The organism is Frondihabitans sucicola (assembly GCF_030296615.1).
In the GTDB taxonomy this organism is placed as follows: domain Bacteria; phylum Actinomycetota; class Actinomycetes; order Actinomycetales; family Microbacteriaceae; genus Frondihabitans; species Frondihabitans sucicola.
On record NZ_AP027732.1, the window covers coordinates 3,841,182 to 3,862,569 of the forward strand.

The window sequence follows — 21,388 nt, forward strand, 5'->3', positions numbered from 1 at the left end:
GAATCCTTAGGAAGGGTGCGGAGGGGGTCAGATGCGGTGCTCGATGAGCACGTCTTCGGTGAGGGCGAGGTGGGCGGTGCTCGTGGCACTGCGGCGGGAGACGCTGACGAAGAGGGCGTCGAGCACGGAGAGGTGCACGATCCTGGAGGCCATCGCCTCCACGCGGTAGGCGGTCTCGGCGCTGCCGGCGACGACGCTGAGGTCGCTGAGCTCGGTGAGCGGCGAGCGGGAGAAGCTGGTCAGGGCGACGGTGGTCGCCCCGGCGGACTGGGCCGCGCGGGCCGTCGCCAAGGTCTCGAAGGTCGACCCGGTGTGGCTGATGGCGAAGAACACATCACCTGCGCCCATCATGCGCGCGGTGACGTGCTGCGTGTGGACGTCCGGGGCGAAGCTCGCGTCGATGCCCAGGGTGACCAGCCGGTAGGCGGTGTCGAGAGCGAGCGGCGCCGATGTGCCGACAGCGCCGAAGACGACGCGGCGGGCACCGATGAGGGCGTCGACGATGCGGTCGAGGGCTGCCGCGTCGAGGGTGCGCGACGCCTGCGACACGGCCCTGGCCGTCGCGTCCATGACCTTGTGCGCAACGTCGGACACGGTGTCGTCGGCTGTGATGTCGCCGAGAAGTCGCTGGTCGTTCGGGATGGACTCGCTCGCGAGCCGGATCTTGAGGTCTTGATAGCCGCGCAGTCCGACGCTGGCGCAGAGGCGCACGACGGTGGCCGGCGAGGTCTCGGCGAGGGCTGCCAGCTCGGAGACCGAGAGGTGGATCACGGCCATCGCATCGCGCAGGACGGCGTCGGCGACGCGCCGCTCGGCGGGCGAGAACGACGGCAGCGCGGCTCGGATCCGCTCCCGGATGCCGGTCGGAGCAGCGGGGGTGGACGACTCGGTCGATTCTGCCGGGACGAGCGTCGTTCCGGAACGATTTTTCATCACGCGACAGACGCTAGGCAGCCATCGTGAACGGGGCGCCGCGCGAAGGTTAACGACGGATGTTGGTTTCATGACGAGCGAAATCCTGAAACGAAATTCCAGGATCGCGACGGCTCGGGAGTGGTTTGCGATCCCGCTTTTTGCCGCCAGAATGAGGACGTGACGAAGAAAATCGATACCGCCCTGAAAGATCTGACGAAGGCTCTCGAAAAGCACGCGCAGATCGTCGGGCTGAAGCCCGTTCCCCTCAAGAAGGCCGGGCGGGCGGCTGCGGAGCTCCGCAGCGCGGCTTCGGCCTACGCCAACATCGTCGAGGCCAAGACCGGCCAGACGAACCCCTTCATCGACTTCCTCGACCAGGCGACCATCGAGTCCCTGGTCCACGAGCGCGACGCGATCGCGAAGCGCAAGGCGGCGGAAGCCGACGGCATCGCGAAGGCCGACGCCGCCACCGAGTAGGGCGGATCGGCTACGGTCGCTCGTCGACCATAGCGACGAAGCGGCTCCCGATTCCGTCGACCTCGTGGCGGGCGAATCCCGCGGTCGGCTCGGGGACCTGCTCCGGCGAGTGGTAGTCGCACGACAGGTAGGTCCAGTCGGGCCACCACTTCTTCGGCCTGGCGTCTTCCGCGAAGCCGCAGACGACGCACTCGAGGTGCACCCACACCTTCTTCTTTCCGGTGCGATTGGCCCGCGACTGGATCAGCCACGCGGGTGGATCCTGCTCGATCGCCTCGAGCTCGTGCTCGGTCATCCGCGACGGGAGTCCGTGCCTGGTCGCCATCTCGAGGGGGATGTCGAGCCGGAGGGCGGCGTCTCGTCGTGTGAGCATCGAACCAGCCTACGGGCAGACGAGAAGCGCGGCGCCCCGAGGGGACGCCGCGCTCCGTCGTGATCCGGTGGTGCTACTTCAGTTTCGCGATGGCCTTGAAGAACGCCGCTCCGCTCGGGGTTCCGACGCCGGTCTCGTCGTCGTAGCCCTTCTTCGAGTGGATCGTCGACGACTGGGTGTCGATCGTCTGAAGCTGGTACTTCAGGCCGTCCGTCTTGTCGAGGCCGTTCACGAAGTCGGTCCGCACCTGGTACACCGGCGACTTCGCGCTGGGAGCGACGATGTCGTGGAGTGCCGGGGTCGCGGCCAGCTGGTAGTACAGCGGGTTGGCGAAACCGAACTTCTTGTGAGCCGACTGCTCGGCCACGGCGAGGACGCCCGCCATCAGGGGCGACGAGAGGCTCGTGCCGCCGATGCGGTACTGGTCCCAGTAGGTGCCGTCCGGGAACTCCTGCGTCTGACCGACGACCATGCCGGTGTTGGGGTCACCCGCCATGGAGATGTCGGGCAGCGTCCTCATCGGGTCGGCCGTGCCGTACGCCTTCGAGATGGAGTCGGGGACGATCCCGCGCTGGTACCACGGCTGAGCGAACAGCTGGCTGGTACCACCGGTTCCGCCCGAGCTGTAGACGCCGGGGAGCGGCGACCAGGTGTTGCCGCTGAGCTGCGAGTAGGCGTTCTGCCAGCCGTATTCGCCGAGCCACTGGTCCTTGTTGCCGATCTGGACGCTCGTTCCGCCCACGCCGGTCACCAGGGGAAGGTCGGCGGGGAACCCGAGGGTCTTCGCCGCGAGGTCGGTGCCGCCGGCGGTTGCGTCGCCGTTGTCACCGGTGGAGAAGTTCACCGTGATGCCCGTGAGAGCCGCCTCGGTCGAGTACTGCGTGTAGAAGTCGATGTACGACTGGCCGAGGTCGGCGAGGTCGTCGACTCCGTCCGACCACGAGTTGGTGATGATGTCGCCATAGTGGTTGTCGATCGACGCCGCCCAGGCCTCGTCGAGACCGGTCACGCAGTCGGCACCGCCGACGTAGACGACCTTCGCGCCCGGAGCCATGGCGTGCACGGCTTCGACGTCGAGTGTCTCTTCGCCGTACCAGCCGGAAGCTCCGCACAGGTCGGTGTTCGAGTAGCCGCTCGACGAGGGCGTGATCTGGCTGAACTGGCCGTTCTTGAACTGCGGCTGCCCGTGAACCTTGCTGTACTTCTGGGCGTCCTGGAGGATCGTCGGCGACGCGTACGCGTCGGTGATGACCACGGTCACGCCCTTGCCGTCGATGCCCTTCTTGAGCTGCGACGAGACGCCGTAGGCGCCCTGCAGCTGCTGGGGGCCGTAGCCGCAGACCGCGTAGGGCTGCTTCTTGCCGCCCACGGCCGGCTGAGCGGTGGCCGTCTTCTGGCCGTAGTAGGCCGAGCAGGGCTGGACGCCCGTGCGCGAACCGACACCCGGTCCGGGTTCGGTGTCGGCCGGCTTCTTGAGCGTGCTCGCCTGGTCGAGGCCGACGACGCCGTTGACGGCGCCGACGATCTCGGCGGACGTGCCCGAGGGCAGCGACAGGTCGGTCGTGTTGGTCTGCACGGTCTTGCCCTGGTACGAGTACTTGGCGAGCGTCGTGCTGAAGGTCTTCTCGACCTGCGCCGTGGTACCGGAGGCCTTGACGTACTGACCGCTCGGCAGCGTCTGCCCGACGGCGAAGCCCTGCGACTTCAGCCAGCCCTGGACGGCCTTGACGTCAGACGCGGCGGGAGCGTAGCTCGCATTGAACTGCTTGTTCGTGAGGAACTTGCCGTACGACGCGCTGGACGGGTCGGAGACGGCCTGGACCTGCGCCTGGGCTGCTGCGGCGTTGCGCAGGTTCAGCAGGATCCCGAAGCTCACCTTGGTCGTGGACGCCTGGTTCGCGACCTTCTTCGCATGGCCCAGCCAATGGGGGCGCTGTTGGGTAACACGTGGTGCGCGGGAGCGGCGTTGGCCGGCGCGGACAAGCCGGTGAGACCGGCTAGGGCCGCGGCCGCCACTCCGGCGACGATGATGGGACGGGATCGGGATGTAGAACCACGCACGTATGCCTCCGATAAGGACTGGGTGGGAATCCGCTATGAATTACGGTGGTCGTATCGGATCACCCCCGAACGAGGCACGTCAAGTCGGCATTTGTGCATGGCGCGCATTTTTTGCGCGGACTGGCAGCATCACGAAGGGATTCGGCGGCCTGATGACGATTCCGTGCGCGCCGTGGCAAATATCTTCACCTCGGTGACCCGTTTCGCCACCCGTCTCACCCATCCGCGGCGCGGCGACGCTCGCCTTGCCGGCTCCTCGCTGGTACGGCGGCTGCAGCGTGGCCCTCGGAGCGCCTCGGGCTTCGGGCTACCCCTGCCTGTCCGCCGTCCTAGACCCGCGTGACTCCTTTGTCAGTATGATATTCAACATGTTTGGAAACGAGATTCTTCTTGCAGGAGCTATCGGTGTACTGGTGGTCGTGGCGGTCGCCGCGGGCGTGATCATGAATGCGCGGCGGTTGATCATTCGCCGGAGGACGAAGTCGCAGACACCGGCAAGCAAAAGGCGTCCTGCAAATCGACCTTCTAGTCAGGGTGAATCGACCAACAGTTATTAACCTTCGCAGTGCTACGTGCGCTAACGGTCTCGGATCGTGCAGTCTCCCCAATCCGAAAGGAATCGCCCGAGCGACTCAGAATTCCGGAGGCCCCGCGTGGGCCCGCCTGACCTACAAGGCGGTGGCAGGACCAGTACACGCCTCTGGCGAGTTCGGGATTCGCGTCAGCGGTACATCCGTCAGCGCGTACTAGCGCCTCGAAGCAGGATCACGACCGGCGATCTCCCGCGTGCTTCTGGGCCGGCGAGGGCGCGGCGCGGCGACACCGGGAACGCCGGCCGACACCGGACATCGCCGGTGTCGGCGGCGTTTGCGGTGTCAGGAGCGAACGCGAGCGCGACGACGTAGGAAGACGAGCGCGAAGCCGGCGAGGAGGAGCAGGACGCCGGCAGCGACGGGCAGGGCAGGCGACGACCCCGTGAACGCCAGCTCGCCGGACGTCGCCGTGCCGGTGGCGGTGGGGTCGGAAGGGGAAGCGGACGCCGAAGGGGTCGGCGTCGGCGCGGACGACGGCGGCACCGCCGCACCGGCGACGAGCGTGAACTGCCGAGCCGCAGAAGGCAGCGACAGGATCTGCGTCGTGGATGCGTGGGCGTCGGCGGCGGACAGCAGCTCGGCGTCGGCCGTCCAGACACCCGGCGCGAGCGGCGTGGTGGCCGTCCAGGCGCCGCCGGCCACGACGATGCCAGTGGCCTCGATGGAGCCGGGCTGCTGGTTCGCGTAGGCCTTCGCAGCCGCGTCGACCGGGAGGAAGAACACGGCGACCGCGGGGCCACCGGTGGCGGTCCCGCTGACCGAGACGTGCGATCCTGCCGGCGTGGCGACCGTGGCGCCCGCAGCGGGCGAGACGATGACCGGAGCCGGCGCCGCAGCCGGAAGCGCGACCGTGACCAAGCGAGGCACGAAGACGGTGCCGTCGGAGTCGGGGCCGCCGAAGGTCACCTCGGTCGACGTGAGCACGGCGTTCTGCGACAGCACCGGGAAGGTCGCCGTGAAAGACCACGTTCCGGCGGACCCGACGGCGATCTCGGCGACGGCGCCCAGCTCGTCACCCGACGGAAGCACTCGCGATCCTGCCGGAGCTGTGCCGGTGAACGTCACGGTGCGCGACGGAACGCGCGCGTGGTCCGCCGGCGACGTCACGACGAGGCGTTGCGACGTCGCGGTCGCCGACACGACGACGGCGACCTGGGTCGATTCCGCCGGCGTCCCCTCCGTCGTGGCAGTCAGAGTGTGCGGTCCGACCGCCGAAGCACGCACGAAGACGTTGGCATTCCAGGAGCCGTCGTCGTTCACGGTCGCGTAGCCGATCGGGCTCGCCGCACCGTCGAGCGTCACGTCGATGCTCTGCCCCGGCTGCCCCGTCCCGGCCACGGGCGACGAGCCGATCAGCACTGTGTCGCCAGCCCGCAGCGACGTGATCGCGAACGGCAGCGGCGCCGCCTGCGCCGCCGACACGAGACCACCTCCGAGAACGAGGATCCTAGCCGACAGGAGCAGGAGGCCGGCGCGTGCCAGCGAACGAAGGTGGGTCGCAGGAAGACCATAGGGCCAGAAGACGACGTTCGCTCGCGATCGCGGAGAGCGGGTCACCCGGGTCAGCCCTTGACCGCGCCACCGAGGCCGGCGGAGCGGAGGAAGACCCGCTGGAAGACGAGGAACAGCACCACGGGGATGAGCGTCGAGATGGCGAGGGCCGCCAGGAAGACGTCGAGCTCGGTGGTGGACTGGATGCTCGGCAGACGCACGGACAGCGGCTGGAGCGCAGGATTCGGCAGCACGAGCAGGGGCCAGAGGAAGTCCTTCCACGACGCGATGATGGCGAACACCGACACCACGCCGAGGATCGGCTTCGACATCGGCAGCACGATCGACCAGAACAGCCGGAAGGTCCCGGCGCCGTCGGTTCGCGCGGCCTCGAACACCTCGCGCGGCAGGCTGTCGAAGAACCGCTTGACCAGCAGGATGTTGAAGGCGTTCGCCCCCGCAGGCAGCCAGACGGCCCAGAACGTGTTGATCAGCGACGTGTGGAGGAGCGGCGGGTTCAGCACGGTCAGGTAGAGCGGCACCAGCAGCACGATCGCGGGGACGAACAGGGTCGACAGCACGAGCGCTTCGACGACCCACGCGTACTTCGGCCGCAGAACGCTCAGCGCGTAGCCACCCGTGGTCGCGACCAGCAGCTGGACGAACCAGGAGCCCGCCGCGATGATCACCGTGTTGCCGAAGTAGAGGTCGATGTGCACGGTCGACCAGGCCGTGGCCAGGTTCGCCCAGTCGATCCCGTGCGGAAACAGCGCCAGCGGCGTGCGCAGGGTGTCCTGCGTCGGGGTCACGGCCGACTTGGCGAGCCAGAGCATCGGGCCGAGACCCAGAACGACGAGTCCCGCGAGCAGCAGCCCGTGGAGGACCCGGAGCGGGCGGCGGATGCGGGCGCGGCGCCAGTCGGCGACGCTGACGATCCCGCGATCCTGCTGCTCTTCGGGCTTCGACCGGCGGCGGGGCCGCCGGCCACCGAGGGCGACAGGGGTCTCGGTGGCGACGAGGGCGGCAGGATCCTGTGTCTCGGGCAGGGTGGGAGAGGTGAGGGTCATCAGACGCTCCAGCGTTTCGTGAGGCGGAAGTACAGCACCGACAGGATCCCGAGTACGACGGCGAGCATGATGCTCAGGGCCGTCGCCGACCCGTAGTCACCGCCGGTCGAGTTCTGGAACGCGTACTGGTAGATCAGCAGCAGGACGGTAAGCGTGGCGTGGTTCGGGCCGCCGCCGGTGAACAGGTAGGGCTCGAGGAACACCTGGGCGGTGCCGATGATCTGCAGGATCAGCGTGACGAACAGGATGCCGCGCAGCTGCGGCAGCGTCACGTGCCAGATCTTGCCCCAGACGCTCGCGCCGTCGACCTCGGCCGCGTCGTAGAGCTCGGGCGGCACACTGAGCAGCGCCGCGAGGTAGATGATCACGGTGCCGCCGGCCGCCGCCCAGGTGGCTTCGAGCACCAGCGAGGGCATCGCCGTCCCGGCGTTCTGGAGCCACGGCTGGGGCGGGATCCCCACCCAGCCGAGAATGGTGTTGAACACACCGGTGGCGCTCCCGTCGTAGAAGAACTTCCAGAGCAGGACGCTGACCACCGGCGGGACGACGACCGGGAGGTAGGCGAGGGCCGAGTACAGGCCCTTGGCCTTGCGGACCTCGCTCATCAGGACGGCCATGATCAGCGGGAGCGGATAGCCGAAGATCAGCGCCAGGACGGCGAACCAGATGGTGTTGACGATCGCCGTCCCGAGCAGCGGGTCGTGCAGCACGTGGGAGAAGTTCGCCCAGCCGACGAAGACCGGTGCGGTCACCAGGTTCGTCGTCTGCACGCTCATGACGGCAGCGCGGATGATCGGCCACCACGAGAACAGGCCGAAGACCAGCAGCAGGGGCAGGAGGAACACGAGGTTGCCGAGGCCTCCGCCGCGCAGCCACGTCACGGGTGTCCTGCGCCTGGCGGCCGACCTGGTCGGCGTCGCCGTCGACGGCCTGTTCTCGAGGGTGGTCATGCGATCACTTGTCCAGGATCTGCTGGATCGACGTGTTCGCCTGCGACAGCAGCTGGTCGACGTTCGCGTTCTTGTCGGTCAGCACCGCCTGCACGACCGGGTCGAGAGCACCGTAGAGCGCCTGCGTCTGCGAGGCCGGCTCGGGGATGATCGCCTGGTCGAACTCCTGCGAGACGTACGGCTTCATCTGGTCGACGGGAACGTTGACGTAGCTCTTGATCCAGTCCTGCGTCTCCTTGTACGTCTTCTGGTCGAAGACGGGCACCTGCGGTGCGCCGACCGGCTGCTGCGAGGCGGCCTGGGTCTTTGCGTCGCGGACGGCGTCGCTCTTGGTGATCAGTGTCGACATGTAGTAGAAGTCGATCCACTTGACGCTGGCCTTCTTGGCCGCGTCGTCCGCCTTCGCGCTGACGACGGCGAGCGTGCCGCCGCCGAGAGCCCCGGCGTCCTTGCCCTCGAGGGGGACGACGGTCTCGCCGTAATCGGCCGGCTTGATGGCGTTCTGCGAGACGAGCGAGCCGTAGTTGCCGCCGCCCGAGATGTACATGCCGATCTTGCCCGCGGCGAAGTCCTGGTTGATGCCGTTCCAGTCGTAGAGGAAGTTGCCTCCCATCGAGTCGTCGGTCCAGCGCATCGTCTTGAGGTCGGTGAGGGCCTTCTTGAACGGTTTGGTGTCGACGGTGGCGGTGAACTTCTTGCCGCTCTTCGTCTCGGCCCGGCCGCCCAGCGCGTAGGCGGCGCTGGTGAGGATCCAGCCGCCGGTGTTCGACTGCGTCATCGTGGCGTAGCCGGCCTCACCGGTCTTGTCGGCGATGGCCTTGGCGTCGGAGCGGACCTCGGCCCAGGTGGTCGGCGGCTTGTCGGGGTCGAGACCCGCCTTGGTGAACAGGGTGCGGTTGTAGTGGAGCGCCTGGCCGTACGCGGCGATCGGGACGGCCTGAATGTTGCCGGAGGCGTCCTCGCCGTTCTTGACGACGGCGGGGTTGAACTTCGACGCGTAGGGAAGGGCCTTGACGAGCGACGAGATGTCGGCGACCTGCTTCTGCTCGATGAGCGAGCGACCGTCGGTGAACGGGATCGTGAACACGTCCGGAAGCGTGCCGCCGGCGAGCTCGGCCGAGAAGGTGGTGCCCGTCCAGGTGTACTCGCGGCTCTTCACCGTGATGGTGGGGTTGGCCTTCTCGAAGAGCTTGACCTGCGCGTTGAACGCGTCCTGCGCGGGCTTCTTCAGGCCCGCGTCGATCGCGACGACGATTGTCGTCTTGCCGTGGGCGGACGACCCGCTCGTGGACGACGACGCGCACCCGGAGAGGGTGCCGACCGCCGCGAACAGCACGGTGGCCGCTGCGATCGCTTTGAGGGATGACTTCATTGTCAGTGTCTTTCTGTGTGGTGGTCGGAACTGCAGGGTGATGGTGTCGGGTCAGGCCCGGGTTCGGAGCCAGACGGTGGTGTCGGACGGCAGGAGATCGCCGTCCAGCGGGGAGGACGAGAGCAGGATCGCGGAGTGCTCGGGCAGCGAGACCGCCTCCGCGCCGAGATTGGTCACCACGACGAGGTCGCCTCGGCGGAAGGCCACGACGTCGGTCGCCGCGGTCACCCAGGCGAACTCCTCGCCGATCAGGGACGACTCGGTCGCGCGCAGGTGCAGCGCCCGGCGGTAGAGCGAGAGCATGGACTCGGGATCCTGCTCCTGCTTCTCCACGGTCAGGCTCCGGAAGACCGCCGGCTGCGGCAGCCAGGGCTCGCTAGCCGCCCCCGCCGGGCTGAAGCCGAAGGGCGCCGTCGTGCCCGACCAGGGCAGCGGGACGCGGCAGCCGTCGCGCCCCGGGTCGACGCCGCCGGAGCGGAAGTGCATCGGGTCGTCGAGGCGCTCGAGCGGGATGTCCTCGACCTCGGGGAGGCCGAGCTCGTCGCCCTGGTAGAGGTAGAGCGAGCCGGGCAGGGCGGTGGTCAGCAGCGCGGCGGCGCGGGCGCGGCGCGTTCCGACGGCGAGGTCGGTGGGCGTGCCGAAGCGCTTCTTGGCGAAATCGAACGAGCTGTCCTCGCGGCCGTAGCGGGTCACGGGTCGCGTGATGTCGTGGTTGGACAGGACCCACGTCGAGGGGGCGCCGACCGGGGCGTGCGCGCCGAGGGTTCCCGTGATGGCCTCCCGCAGATCCTGCGCCCGCCACGGGCGGTTCATGAAGTCGAAGTTGAAGGCGGTGTGCAGTTCGTCGGGCCGGAGGTAGAGCGCGAACCGGTCGAGGTCGGCCAGCCAGATCTCGCCGACGAGCACCCGGGTGCCCTCGTAGGAGTCGGCGACCGCGCGCCAGGAGCGGTAGATGTCGTGGAGCTCGTCGCGATCCAGGTTGGGGTGCTCGCCGGACGCGTAGACGCGATCGGCGTCGATCTCCGGGAGGGCCGGGTCTTTGACCACCAGCGCGGCGGAGTCGATGCGCACGCCGCCGACGCCGCGGTCGAACCAGAATTTCAGGACGTCCTCGTGCTCGCGCCGGACGTCGGGGTGGTTCCAGTTGAGGTCGGGCTGCTCGGGAGTGAACAGGTGGAGGTACCACTGACCCGGGGTGCCGTCGGGGTCGGTTGTCCGCGTCCAGGTGTCGCCCGAGAAGCTGGACGGCCATTCGTTCGGCATCCGTTCGCCGTTCTCGCCGCGCCCGTCGCGGAACCAGAAGCGCTCGCGCTCGGGGCTGCCGGGGCCGGCGGTCAGTGCCTGCCGGAACCACTCGTGACGGTCGCTGACGTGGTTCGGAACCACGTCGATGATCGTGCGGATGCCGAGGTCGAGAGCCTCACGGATGAGCGCCTCCGCCTCCTCAACTTCGCCGAACTGCGGGTTGATGCGGCGGTAGTCGGCCACGTCGTAGCCGCCGTCCTTCAACGGCGAGTCGTACCAGGGCGTGAACCAGATGGCGTCGACGCCGAGGCGCTTCAGGTAGGGCAGGCGGTCGCGCACGCCGCGGAGGTCGCCGATGCCGTCGCCGTTCCCGTCGGCGAAGCTGCGCACGTAGATCTGGTAGATGGCGGCGTGACGCCACCAGGTGGGGTCGGTCAGAGGTGTGGGGGCCACGTCGAGTCGGGCGTCGGCCGAGGTGGTGTCGGCCTGACGGGCGGCGTGGTGCAGGTCGTCCTGCGTGTCGTCTTTGATCACGCTGTTGAACGTAAGGAAGTAAGACAAATGACGCAACGAGTAAGTTATTGCAAGCAACTTGCGCACATTTGCGCGTAATTTCGTTACAAAATTGTTGCGGGTTCTTTCAGTCGTCCCGTCGACGAGCGGACGACCAGTTCCGGCTCGAAGAGGAATTCATCGGCCGGGCGCTCGGTGCCGTTGATCTGCGCGAGAAGCAGCTCGACCGCCATGCGGCCCATCGGCTCGATCGGCTGGCGGGCCGTCGTGAGGGGCGGCTCGGTGCAGTTCATCAGCGCCGAATCGTCGAAGCCGATCACCGACACGTCGCCCGGGACGCTCAGCCCGGCCCTCCGCGCAGCGCGCACGGCGCCGAGGGCGAGGGGATCGCTGGCGCAGACGACGGCCGTGACGCCCTGTGCGAAGAGTCGGGTGGCCGCCGCCTGGCCGGCCTCGAGAGAGTAGCCCGACTCCGCGACGACCGCGGGGGCGGCTCCGGCCTCGGCGAGAACGCGCCGTGCCGCCGCGAGCTTGCGCCGGGACGGCACGTGGTCGCTGGGCCCCACGACGAAGCCGATGCTCGTGTGGCCGAGTTGCAGCAGGTGCCGCACGCTCAGTTCGGCCGCCACGGCGTCGTCGCAACTGACCGTGGCGAAGCCGAGACCGTCGACGGGGGCGTTGATGAAGACGGTCGGCAGGTGCAGGTCGGCGAGCCGCTCGTAGTGGTCGTGCGGGGTCTCGGCGCGCTGGTAGTCGCCTCCGGCGAAGATCACGCCGGACACCCGCTGCTGGAGGAGCAGCTCGATGTAGTCGGCCTCGGAGACCCCGCCCACGGTCTGGGTGCAGAGCACCGGCGTATAGCCGTTCTGCGCGAGCCCGACACTCAGCACCTCGCCGAACGCCGGGAAGATGGGGTTCTGCAGCTCGGGAAGCACCAGCCCGACCAGCCGGGCCCGCTCACCGCGCAGCTTGGTGGGGCGCTCGTAGCCGAGCACGTCGAGAGCGGTCAGCACCTGCTGGCGCGTCGCGTCGGAGACACCGGGCTTGCCGTTCAGCACGCGGCTCACGGTCGCTTCGGACACACCGACTTTTCGGGCTACTTCGGCCAGTCTGCGGGACATGCCGTCACCCTACTGCGCCCTGCAAGAACCCAGCAACATCACGCAAGAACGTGATATGGGTGCCGACCCGGGCAGGGCAGGATCGCAGGACGGGCCGCCCGCGATCCTGCCCGCCGGGGGTGACCTACGAGGTGGGGCTGCCCGGGTTGCCGCTGGCGACGATCGCTCCGTTCACGCCCGCGGGGTAGAAGCCGCCGTGGTCGATCTGGTTCGGGGTCAGGTAGACGATGTTCAGCACGCGCTCGGTCGTCCGGCCGAAGGCGATGCTGTTGGCGTCCGTCGGCACCAGGCTGATCACGTTGTTGACGACGACGCCCTGGTCGTCGTGCGTCGACCCGTCGAGGCTGTCGCGCGCCACCGAGATGGCGTCCGCCTGGTGGTACAGCCCCTTGTCGAGGATCCTGTCGCGGATGATGCCCGCGTGGTAGGCCTCGACCGCGAGAATGCCGGCGGCCGCCCCGAGGTAGGTCTTGTTCGTGATGAGCGGCGCCGCGCCCTTGTAGGCGGTCACTCCGACGTCCTCGAAGATGAACGCGCCGAGGAGGAAGTTCTCCTCGCTCGCGAACGGGTCGAAGGTCTGCCCGGCCTTGATCAGGCCGGCGGCCGTGGCCGCAGCGTTGAAGCTGGCCTTGAGATCGATGGCGGGCCGCGAGACCTTGGCGCCGCCGAGCGCGCCGCGCAGGAAGGCGACGTGAGCCTTCTCGTCGGCCGCGATCTCGGTGGCGATCGACTTGATCGCCCCCGTCTTGAAGGGCACCTTGGAACCGCCGACGACACCGCCCTGCGGGTCGATTCCGTCGATCATCGACGACGGGAGGCCCACGCCGGTGACGGCCCGGAGGTAGAACTCCGCTTCGAGGTACTCGAGGTTGAGCGCGAAGTTGAGGATCGCCGCGTCGGAGACCTCGCCGGCGTCGGCCGCGGCCTTGGCGTCGGCGGCCTTCGTGGAGGCGAAGGCGGGGGCCCCGGACGCGAGGACGGCGACGCCGGCCCCGACTCCCGTGACTCCGGCCGCCGTGAGGAAGCGGCGGCGATCGAGCGAACTCTCGGCGCTCCGGTTGATCGCGTTGCTGATGAAGCGTTTGTCGAACATCGGTGTTCCCTTCTGGGCACTGCAGAGCAGACGACACGGTGGGTGATCGCTGCCGCTCCCAGATGACGGCAACACGTGTCCGAGGGGTCGGGTGGCCCCTCTTAGGGGCACAAGGTAGTCCCGTTTGCCCCCGCTGACCAGAGCCCTGCGCAAATTGGTCCCGCCCGGGGCGTCACGGGCCGGTCAGAGCCACTTGCGGCGCTTGAAGACCCAGTACAGCCCGAAGCCGGCGGCGATCATGAGCAGGATCGCGAACGGGTAGCCGAACTCCCAGTTGAGCTCGGGCATGTTCCTGAAGTTCATGCCGTAGATCGACGCGATGAGGGTCGGGGTGAACAGGATCGCCGCCCACGACGAGATCTTCTTGACCTCTTCGTTCTGCTGGATGCTCTGGTCGGTCTGCCTCCGGGTGACGATCGTCGCGTGGACGGTCAGGGCGTTGTCGAGGATCGAGCGGAACGATCCGACCCGCTCCACGATCAGGAGCGTGTGGTCGAGCACGTCGCGGAGGCTGCGCTGCAGCTCGACGTCGACGCCGTACTTCTCCGAGCCGCGCTGGAGGTTCTCCAGCATCTTCACCAGCGGCACGACGGCCCGCTGGAAGTTGATGACCTCGCGCGAGAGGTTGTAGATGCGCTCGGACAGGCCGGAGCTCTCGTGATCGAAGAGGTCGTTCTCGATCTCGTCGATGTCGTTCTCGAGCCCCGCGATGACGGGCTCGTACTCGTCGACCACCTGGTCGAGGATGGCGTACAGCACCGCTTCCGGACCCTGGGCGAGGAGATCCGGGTTGGCCTCCATGCGCTGACGGACCTTCATCAGGTCGGGCGACTCCGCGTGCCGGATCGTGACCACGAACTCGGGCCCGAGGAAGATGTGCAGCTCACCGAACTCGACGACCTCCTCGGCGTCGACGTACCTGGCCGGTCGCAGCACCGCGAAGAGGATCTCGTCGTAGCGCTCGAGCTTCGCGCGCTGATGGCCGAGCAGTGCATCCTCGACGGCGAGCGGGTGGAGGTCGAACTCGTGGGCGACGGAGCGGACCTCGTCGGGGCTCGGGCGATACAGACCGATCCAGCCCATGCCCGCGTGGGCATGCATCAGCCGGTAGGTCTCGTCGAGGCTTCTCGGGTTCTCGATGCGTTTTCCGGCGACGTACACGCCGTTGTCGATCAGGGGCATGAGGGCAGGATGCCCCGCCCGGGTGAACGATACGGGTCAGGCGCGCCCGCGCCGCACGAGAGCCGCCGAAAGAAAGGCGGCGCCCGCCACGAGTTCGATGGTCCAGTACACGGGGCTCGTCGACCCGAGGAGGGCGATCAGGCCGTAACCGCCCTCGACCATCAGCACGACGCTGAGGCAGGCGACGCCGAGGACGCGCCAGAGGCGGCCGCCGTGCCGGGTCAGGCTCGCAGCCAGGCCGATGACGGGGCCCGCCGCGAGACCGATCACGGTCCACCGGGACGAGAACGGCGCCGAGAAGAAGAAGCCGCGCAGCCCGCTGACGAAGCCGTAGGCCTCGACCATGGCCTCGAAGGCCACGAGCCCGAGGATCGCGCCGAGCACCGGCTTCGCCCGCGACAGCCAGACGAGCAGGAAGGCGAACATGCTCCAGCCGCCCGCCGAGTTGCTCAGCGAGGTGACCCACGACGGCAGGAGCTGCTGCCCGAAGCTCGACAGACCACCCACCAGGAGGCTGCCCAGGATCACGACGGCCGCGGCGACGAGACCGGTCGTCCAGGACGCGGCGACGGTGGAGCGGCGCAGTGGGCGCGGGTCGAGTGGAGTCACCCGTCCACGGTAGAGCGGCCCGGGCGCAGGATCATCCTCCCAGAGGTGGCATGACCTGGTCCTGCGGGTGGACACGCGCGGGGCGCGAGACGGTACCGTCGGGGAATGGTGCCGGACGGGGTGCGGGTCGAGCTGATCGATCTCGACGCGGCGTCCGAGTCCGCGCCGTTCGGCGACGCGGCAGGCGACGCGGCGGTCGGCGACGCGGCAGGCGACGCGGCGGTCGGCGACGCGGCAGGCGTCGCGGCGGCAGGCGAGGCGGCGGCAGAGACACTCGACCCGGGCGAACGGGCGAGGGCTGCCGCGCTGCGGAGCGCGACCGACCGGCGTCGGTACGTCGCGGCGCACGCGTGGCTGCGGCGGCTGCTCGGCGAGGCGACGGGCGTGATCCCGCGGGACGTCGTGATCCTGCGCGGGCCCTGCTCGGCGTGCGGAGAACCGCACGGCAAGCCGTTCGTCGCGCGAGGCCCCCGATTCAGCCTCTCTCGAAGTGGAGGCTGGGCGGCGCTGGCCATCGGAGACACCGGCGAACTCGGCATCGATCTCGAAGCGGCGCAGGATCACGAGCGACTCGCCCCGCTCCGCGACTCGCTGCTGGCGCCGGGCGAGTCCTCCGACGACCTGTTGCGCACCTGGGTGCGCAAGGAGGCGCTCCTGAAGGCCTCCGGCGAGGGGCTCACCCGCGCCATGACGACCCTGCGCGCCGACGACGAACGGGTGCACGACCTGTCACTCCCGTCGGGACTGCGGGGTGCGGTGGCGCTGTTCACCGACGCGTCACGGCCGTCCGCTAGGGTGCGGCGCCGATGAGCCCTTCGCCTGAACCGACGCCCGGCCTCCTCCGAGGGTCCGCCCGGACGCCCGCGCCCCGCACTCTGATCGACGTGTTGAACGCCACCGTCGCCGAGCACCCGGAGGCGTCCGCGCTCGAGGACGAGCAGGGGGCGCTGAGCTACCGCGAGCTGGCCATCCGCGTTCGGTCCGTCGCCTCGGCGCTGGGAGCGGCAGGAGTCGGGCGAGGCGACCGGGTCGGCGTCAGGATGCCGTCCGGCGACCGCTCGCTCTACGTGGTCATCCTCGGGGTGCTGGCCGCGGGCGCCGCGTACGTCCCGGTCGACGCCGACGATCCGGAGGAGCGCGCCGCACTCGTGTTCTCGGAGGCGGGGGTGGTGGGAGTCGTCGGGGATTCGGGGGTACTCGTCCGCGACGGGGGTCCGTCGAGCTGCTCGCGGCGGCGGCGTCCGGGTCCAACCCGTCGTCCGTGATCCTGCCCGCCCTGGCGCAGCCCGACGACGACGCGTGGATCATCTTCACCTCGGGGTCGACGGGCACGCCCAAGGGCGTCGCCGCGAGTCACCGCTCGGCCGCCGCGTTCGCCGACGCGGAGGCGCGCCTGTTCCTCGCCGGAGACTCGACGCTCTCCGACGGCACCGGTGAGGGCGGCCCGCTCGGGCCGGGCGACCGCGTGCTCGCCGGCCTCAGCGTGGCGTTCGACGCCTCCTGCGAGGAGATGTGGCTCGCCTGGCGGAGCGGCGCCTGCCTGGTGCCGGCGCCGCGGTCGCTCGTGCGGAGCGGAGCGGACCTCGGACCCTGGCTCGTCCTGCACGGCATCACCGTCGTGTCGACCGTGCCGACCCTGGCCGGTCTCTGGCCGGCCGAGGCCCTCGAGAGCGTGCGCCTGCTCATCTTCGGCGGCGAGGCACTGCCCCCGGAGATCATCGACCGGGTGGCCACCGAGGGCCGCGAGGTCTGGAACACCTACGGCCCGACCGAGGCCACGGTCGTCACGACCGGCGCGCGCGTCTTCCCGGGCGAGGCGGTGCGCATCGGCCTGCCGCTCGACGGCTGGGACGCCGCGGTCGTCGACGCGTCCGGCCACCCCGTCGCCGACGGCGAGGTGGGCGAGCTCATTATCGGCGGGGTCGGCCTGGCGCGCTACCTCGACCCTGCCAAGGACGCCGAGAAATACGCGCCGCACGAAGGACTCGGCTGGGAGCGCGCCTACCGCTCGGGTGACCTCGTGCGCTTCGAACGAGACGGCCTGGTCTTCCAGGGTCGCGTCGACGACCAGGTGAAAGTCGGCGGGCGGCGGATCGAGCTCGGCGAGATCGAGGCGGCCCTGCTCGCTCTGCCGGGCGTCGGCGGAACCGCTGCCGCGGTGCGGACGACCGACGCCGGCAACCAGGTCCTCGTCGGCTACCTGGCGGTGCAGGGCGCCGCGGGCTTCGACCGCGCGACGGCCGTGGCCCGCCTTCGCGAGGAGCTGCCCGCGGCCCTCGTGCCGCTGCTCGCGCTGGTCGAGGGCGACCTCCCGACGAAGACCTCCGGCAAGATCGACCGCGACGCCCTTCCGTGGCCGCTGCCGCCGACGGGAGTCGACGAGGCATCCGGCGGGATGACGCCCGACGAGGTGATCCTGGCGGCCGACTGGCAGGCGGTGCTCGGGCTCCCCGTCGACGACTCGGCCGCGAACTTCTTCGACCTCGGCGGCGGATCGCTCGCCGCGGCGCAGCTCGTCGCGAGAATCCGGCAGCGCGACCCCGAGTTCACGGTCGCCGAGATCTACGCCCACCCGCGCTTCGGCGCCATGGTCGACGCGCTCGCGCTCCGAGCGGGATCGGCCGCCACGCCGAGCGACGACTACCACCGCAGCAGCCCGACCCCGCTGCGGATGCAGTGGCTGCAGACGCTGCTCGGCATCCCCCTGCACGTCCTGAGCGGAGCTCGCTGGGTGACGTACGCGCTCACGGCCTCGAGCATCCTGCACGCCGCCGGCCTGACCGCGCTGCCCGTGGTCTCGCTCTGGCTGCTGCTCCCGCTCCTCGTCGTGGTCGTCACTCCGTTCGGTCGCATGGCGATCTCGGTCGTGAGCGCGAGGATCCTGCTCGCCGGGGTGACGGCCGGCGACCACCCGCGCGGCGGCGGCGTGCACCTGCGACTCTGGCTCGCCGAGCAGATCGCGCACCAGATCGGCGCGGTCGGCCTCGCCGGCGCCCCCTGGGTGAGCTACTACGCCAGAGCCCTCGGCGCCAGGATCGGGCCCGACGTCGACCTCCACGCGCTGCCCCCGGTCACCGGGATGCTCCGAATCGGCCGCGGCGCCTCCATCGAACCCGAGGTCGATTTGTCCGGCTACTGGATCGACGGCGACACCGTGCGCATCGGGGCGATCAGGATCGGCGCAGGATCCACGGTGGGCATGCGCTCGACGCTGCTGCCGGGAACCAGGATCGGCAAGAACGCGTCGGTCGCGCCGGGCTCCGCGGTCTTCGGCCGGGTGCGCTCGGGGCAGGAGTGGGCAGGATCCCCCGCAGCCCGACAGGGGAAGAACCGCACCTGGTGGCCGGCCTCGCGCCCCGCGGCCGCTCGCCGCTGGCTCGTCGCCTACGGCCTCTCGTCCGTCGTGCTGTCGCTGATCCCGGTCGCGTCGATCGCCGCCGGCGGAGCGGTACTCGCCACCGGGATGGCCGGCTCAGCGACGCTCGGCGACGCGTTCTGGAGGGCGCTGGCGCTGCTCGTCCCCGGGATCCTGCTGACCGGCTTCACCGCGGCCGTCCTCGTGGTCGCGTTCGTCCGGCTGCTCGCGCTTGGCGTCGCCGAGGGAACCTCTCCCGTGCGGTCGCGGGTCGGCTGGCAGGTCTGGAGCACCGAACGGCTGCTCGACCTCGCGCGCACGTTTCTCTTCCCGCTCTACTCGAGCCTGTTCACACCCGTCTGGCTCCGGCTGCTCGGCGCCCGCGTCGGACGCGACGTCGAAGCCTCGACGGTGCTACTGCTGCCGTCGATGACGACCATTCGCGACGGGGCGTTCCTCGCCGACGACACCCTGGTCGCCTCCTACGAGCTCGGTGGCGGATACCTCCGCGTGGCGCGCGCCGAGATCGGCGAACGGGCGTTCCTCGGCAACTCGGGCATGACCGGCCCCGGCCACGCGGTCCCGCGCGACGGTCTGGTCGCCGTGCTCTCGGCGGCACCCCGCACGTCGAAGCCGGGCTCGTCGTGGCTGGGCTCGCCCGCGGTGCGCCTCCGCCGGACCGTCGCCGTGACGGACGAAGCGCTCACCTTCCGTCCGCCGGCCGCCATCCGCACCGCACGGATCCTCTGGGAGCTCGGTCGATTCGTCCCGGTGGTGGTGACCTGCCTGATCGGGACGCTCCTCGCCTTCGCGCTCCTCGCCATGACGTCCGCGATCGGCCCGGGATGGACGATCCTGCTCTCGGGACCCGTCATGCTCGTCGTCGGCGCCGTCGCGGCCTCGGTCTCGACCGTCGCGAAATGGGCCCTGATCGGCAGGATCACGGTCTCCGAGAAGCCGCTCTGGTCGTCGTTCGTCTGGCGGAGCGAGGTCGCCGACGTCTTCATCGAGCTGTGCGCGGCGCCGTGGTTCGCCCAGGCGGCCGCGGGGACCCCTGCTTTGGTCTGGTGGCTGCGCTCCTCGGCGCCTCCATCGGACGCGGCGTCTGGACCGACAGCTACTGGCTCCCCGAGGCCGACCTGGTCCGCCTCGGCGACGCTTCCACGGTCAATCGGGGCTGCGTCGTGCAGACGCACCTCTTTCATGATCGAATCATGAGCATGGACACCGTCACCCTCGGCGCCGGCTCGACGCTCGGCCCCCACAGCGTCGTCCTGCCGGCTGCCACGATCGGCTCGCACGCGACCGTCGGCCCCGCATCGCTCGTGATGCGCGGCGAGGAGTCCCGGTCGGGAGCCGCTGGTCGGGAAACCCGATCGGCCCGTGGCGCGAGGTGCGGTTCGCCGACTACCACGCCGGCGCGACGTCCTGATGGTCGGGCCCTACCTGCCCGACAGCGGAAACGCCGGCTACCGCACGCTCTCGTACGACCTGGAGCTCGCCTATCGGGTGGCCACGAACCGACTCGACGGCACCGCGACGATCCGGGCGATCGCGACCGCCGACCTCACCCGGTTCTCCTTCGACCTGACCCGGCTGCGGGCGTCGAAGGTGAGAGTCGACGGCACGAAGGCGTCCCGCTACACGCAGTCGACCGCCAAGCTCGTCGTCACGCCCGCGGAGACGATCGAAGCGGGCGAGGAGTTCGTCACGGTCGTGGACTACTCCGGGTCACCCGCGCCCCGCAACAGCGTCTGGGGAACCGTCGGCTGGGAAGAGCTGACCGACGGCGTGATCGTGGCGGCTCAGCCGAGCGGCGCCCCCACCTGGTTCCCCTGCAACGACGATCCGGGCGACAAGGCCCCTTACCGCATCCGCGTCACCACCGAGCAGCCGTACGCCGTCGTCTGCAACGGGCTCCTCTCGCACCGCACGACCAGGTCGGGCAGGACCACGTGGGAGTACGTCCAGAAGGAACCCACCTCCACCTACCTCGCCACCGTGCAGATCGGCCGCTACGAGCTGGTGCCCGCCGTACTGGCCGGGGTTCCCGGAGTTCTCGCCGGGCCGCCCGCGCTGCGGTCACGCATCGGACACGACTTCGGGTCGCTACCCGAAATGATGACGTGCTTCGAGTCGCTGTTCGGTCCGTACCCGTTCGAGGGCTACACGGTCGTCGTCACCGAGGACGACCTCGAGATCCCGCTCGAGGCCCAGGGCATGGCGATCTTCGGGGCGAATCACGCCGACGGCCGCTCCGGAGCCGAGCGGCTCGTCGCCCACGAACTCGCCCACCAGTGGTTCGGCAACAGCGTCGGCCTGTCGAACTGGGGTGACATCTGGCTCAACGAAGGGTTCGCCTGCTACTCGGAGTGGCTCTGGTCCGAGGCATCGGGTGGCACCTCAGCGGAGCGCCACGCCGCTGCCGCCCACGCCCGACTCGCCCGACTCCCGCAGGATCTCGTGGTCGGCGACCCGGGGCCGGACGACATGTTCGACGACCGCGTCTACAAGCGCGGGGCGCTCACCCTCGCGGCGCTCCGGGCGACGGTCGGCGACGACGTGTTCTTCGCGATCCTGCGCTCGTGGACCTCTCGGCACCGCCACGCCGTCGCGACGACGGCCGACTTCGTGCTGCTCGCCGTCGAGGTGTCGGGCGACCAGGAGCTGCCCGACCTCTTCGAGGCGTGGCTGTCGCGTCGGGCGTTGCCGCCGCTGCCTCCTGCTCACAGCCGCGGGCGGGCGTAAGTCGCCTGTGCGTTGGACGCCGCCCGGCGGCGTCTCTCGAGGGGTCTCAGCCATCACGCCTGGAAATATTGCCGCAGAGTATCGGGCTCCTGTTTGACATTTTATCTTTCGGTTCGCCAAACTGACGACGGGTAGGACGCTCTGTCGAGCGTCCTGCCCTGCCTCGGTCAGCTGCAACTGCTGAGGCATCCCGATCGGCAGAACTACTGCCGCTCGAGAATCG

17 protein-coding genes are annotated in these 21,388 nt (G+C 69.5%); 5 read left to right on the forward strand and 12 right to left on the reverse strand.

All coding sequences use genetic code 11. The annotated features are described in order from the left end of the window. Positions 1-27 precede the first annotated feature (27 nt). Positions 28-933, reverse strand: coding sequence for a MurR/RpiR family transcriptional regulator (locus tag QUE79_RS19790; RefSeq protein WP_286346785.1), 906 nt, complete (start codon positions 931-933; stop codon positions 28-30). A 159-nt stretch (positions 934-1,092) separates the two neighbouring features. Between QUE79_RS19790 and QUE79_RS19795 the strand changes: the two genes are divergently transcribed. Beyond that, on the forward strand, positions 1,093-1,392 hold the full coding sequence (locus tag QUE79_RS19795) for a hypothetical protein (protein ID WP_286344557.1): 300 nt from the start codon (positions 1,093-1,095) through the stop codon (positions 1,390-1,392). 10 nt (positions 1,393-1,402) lie between these two features. On the opposite strand, the gene QUE79_RS19800 is transcribed toward QUE79_RS19795, so the two are convergent. The 11 genes from QUE79_RS19800 to QUE79_RS19850 form a co-directional block, all read right to left on the reverse strand. Beyond that, positions 1,403-1,765: a hypothetical protein gene (locus tag QUE79_RS19800; RefSeq protein WP_286344558.1), complete on the reverse strand. Its 363-nt coding sequence runs from the start codon at positions 1,763-1,765 to the stop codon at positions 1,403-1,405. A 73-nt stretch (positions 1,766-1,838) separates the two neighbouring features. Continuing rightward, positions 1,839-3,863, reverse strand: coding sequence for a S53 family peptidase (locus QUE79_RS19805; RefSeq protein ID WP_350271727.1), 2,025 nt, complete (start codon positions 3,861-3,863; stop codon positions 1,839-1,841). 838 nt (positions 3,864-4,701) lie between these two features. Next, on the reverse strand, positions 4,702-5,976 hold the full coding sequence (locus tag QUE79_RS19810; protein ID WP_286344559.1) for an LAVTG motif-containing sortase-dependent surface protein: 1,275 nt from the start codon (positions 5,974-5,976) through the stop codon (positions 4,702-4,704). 5 nt (positions 5,977-5,981) lie between these two features. Next, positions 5,982-6,977 carry a carbohydrate ABC transporter permease gene (locus tag QUE79_RS19815; RefSeq protein ID WP_286344560.1) on the reverse strand — a complete coding sequence of 332 codons (996 nt, stop codon included), beginning with the start codon at positions 6,975-6,977 and terminating at the stop codon, positions 5,982-5,984. Then, on the reverse strand, positions 6,977-7,927 hold the full coding sequence (locus QUE79_RS19820) for a carbohydrate ABC transporter permease (protein WP_286344561.1): 951 nt from the start codon (positions 7,925-7,927) through the stop codon (positions 6,977-6,979). Before QUE79_RS19820 ends, QUE79_RS19815 begins: the two co-directional genes overlap by 1 nt. A gap of 4 nt (positions 7,928-7,931) precedes the next feature. Then, complete coding sequence (locus tag QUE79_RS19825) at positions 7,932-9,299, reverse strand: ABC transporter substrate-binding protein (protein WP_286344562.1); 1,368 nt, start codon at positions 9,297-9,299, stop codon at positions 7,932-7,934. Between the two features lie 51 nt (positions 9,300-9,350). Then, a complete protein-coding gene (locus QUE79_RS19830; RefSeq protein ID WP_286346787.1) occupies positions 9,351-10,997 on the reverse strand; it encodes a glycoside hydrolase family 13 protein in 1,647 nt (548 codons plus the stop codon). 164 nt (positions 10,998-11,161) lie between these two features. Further along, the gene (locus tag QUE79_RS19835) at positions 11,162-12,178 is read right to left on the reverse strand and encodes a LacI family DNA-binding transcriptional regulator (protein ID WP_286344563.1); all 1,017 of its coding nucleotides are present in this window, start codon (positions 12,176-12,178) and stop codon (positions 11,162-11,164) included. Positions 12,179-12,302: 124 nt separating this feature from the next. Continuing rightward, complete coding sequence (locus QUE79_RS19840; RefSeq protein ID WP_286344564.1) at positions 12,303-13,271, reverse strand: ferritin-like domain-containing protein; 969 nt, start codon at positions 13,269-13,271, stop codon at positions 12,303-12,305. A gap of 183 nt (positions 13,272-13,454) precedes the next feature. Then, positions 13,455-14,453 carry a magnesium/cobalt transporter CorA gene (gene corA, locus QUE79_RS19845; protein ID WP_286344565.1) on the reverse strand — a complete coding sequence of 333 codons (999 nt, stop codon included), beginning with the start codon at positions 14,451-14,453 and terminating at the stop codon, positions 13,455-13,457. Positions 14,454-14,489: 36 nt separating this feature from the next. Next, on the reverse strand, positions 14,490-15,062 hold the full coding sequence (locus tag QUE79_RS19850; protein WP_286344566.1) for a DUF6518 family protein: 573 nt from the start codon (positions 15,060-15,062) through the stop codon (positions 14,490-14,492). Positions 15,063-15,167: 105 nt separating this feature from the next. On the opposite strand from QUE79_RS19850, the gene QUE79_RS19855 reads away from it, so the two are divergent. The 4 genes from QUE79_RS19855 (at position 15,168) to QUE79_RS19865 (ending at position 21,165) form a co-directional block, all read left to right on the forward strand. After that, positions 15,168-15,872 carry a 4'-phosphopantetheinyl transferase family protein gene (locus QUE79_RS19855; protein ID WP_286344567.1) on the forward strand — a complete coding sequence of 235 codons (705 nt, stop codon included), beginning with the start codon at positions 15,168-15,170 and terminating at the stop codon, positions 15,870-15,872. Continuing rightward, positions 15,869-16,327, forward strand: a complete 459-nt coding sequence (locus QUE79_RS25890; RefSeq protein WP_350271595.1) for an AMP-binding protein — start codon at positions 15,869-15,871, stop codon at positions 16,325-16,327. The genes QUE79_RS19855 and QUE79_RS25890 overlap by 4 nt, the downstream gene beginning before the upstream one ends. Next, positions 16,324-19,635: a Pls/PosA family non-ribosomal peptide synthetase gene (locus QUE79_RS19860; RefSeq protein WP_350271596.1), complete on the forward strand. Its 3,312-nt coding sequence runs from the start codon at positions 16,324-16,326 to the stop codon at positions 19,633-19,635. The genes QUE79_RS25890 and QUE79_RS19860 overlap by 4 nt, the downstream gene beginning before the upstream one ends. A gap of 213 nt (positions 19,636-19,848) precedes the next feature. Continuing rightward, complete coding sequence (locus QUE79_RS19865; protein ID WP_286344568.1) at positions 19,849-21,165, forward strand: M1 family metallopeptidase; 1,317 nt, start codon at positions 19,849-19,851, stop codon at positions 21,163-21,165. Positions 21,166-21,388: the final 223 nt, after the last annotated feature.

Bases quoted from the DNA above. Each gene is read 5' to 3' on its own strand.
- QUE79_RS19790 (WP_286346785.1), bottom strand. From the start codon at position 933: ATGAAAAATCGTTCCGGAACGACGCTCGTCCCGGCAGAATCGACCGAG.
- QUE79_RS19800 (WP_286344558.1), bottom strand. From the start codon at position 1,765: ATGCTCACACGACGAGACGCCGCCCTCCGGCTCGACATCCCCCTCGAG.
- QUE79_RS19815 (WP_286344560.1), bottom strand. From the start codon at position 6,977: ATGACCCTCACCTCTCCCACCCTGCCCGAGACACAGGATCCTGCCGCC.
- QUE79_RS19820 (WP_286344561.1), bottom strand. From the start codon at position 7,927: ATGACCACCCTCGAGAACAGGCCGTCGACGGCGACGCCGACCAGGTCG.
- QUE79_RS19825 (WP_286344562.1), bottom strand. From the start codon at position 9,299: ATGAAGTCATCCCTCAAAGCGATCGCAGCGGCCACCGTGCTGTTCGCG.
- QUE79_RS19835 (WP_286344563.1), bottom strand. From the start codon at position 12,178: ATGTCCCGCAGACTGGCCGAAGTAGCCCGAAAAGTCGGTGTGTCCGAA.
- QUE79_RS19840 (WP_286344564.1), bottom strand. From the start codon at position 13,271: ATGTTCGACAAACGCTTCATCAGCAACGCGATCAACCGGAGCGCCGAG.
- corA (WP_286344565.1), bottom strand. From the start codon at position 14,453: ATGCCCCTGATCGACAACGGCGTGTACGTCGCCGGAAAACGCATCGAG.
- QUE79_RS19855 (WP_286344567.1), top strand. From the start codon at position 15,168: ATGGTGCCGGACGGGGTGCGGGTCGAGCTGATCGATCTCGACGCGGCG.
- QUE79_RS25890 (WP_350271595.1), top strand. From the start codon at position 15,869: ATGAGCCCTTCGCCTGAACCGACGCCCGGCCTCCTCCGAGGGTCCGCC.
- QUE79_RS19865 (WP_286344568.1), top strand. From the start codon at position 19,849: ATGGTCGGGCCCTACCTGCCCGACAGCGGAAACGCCGGCTACCGCACG.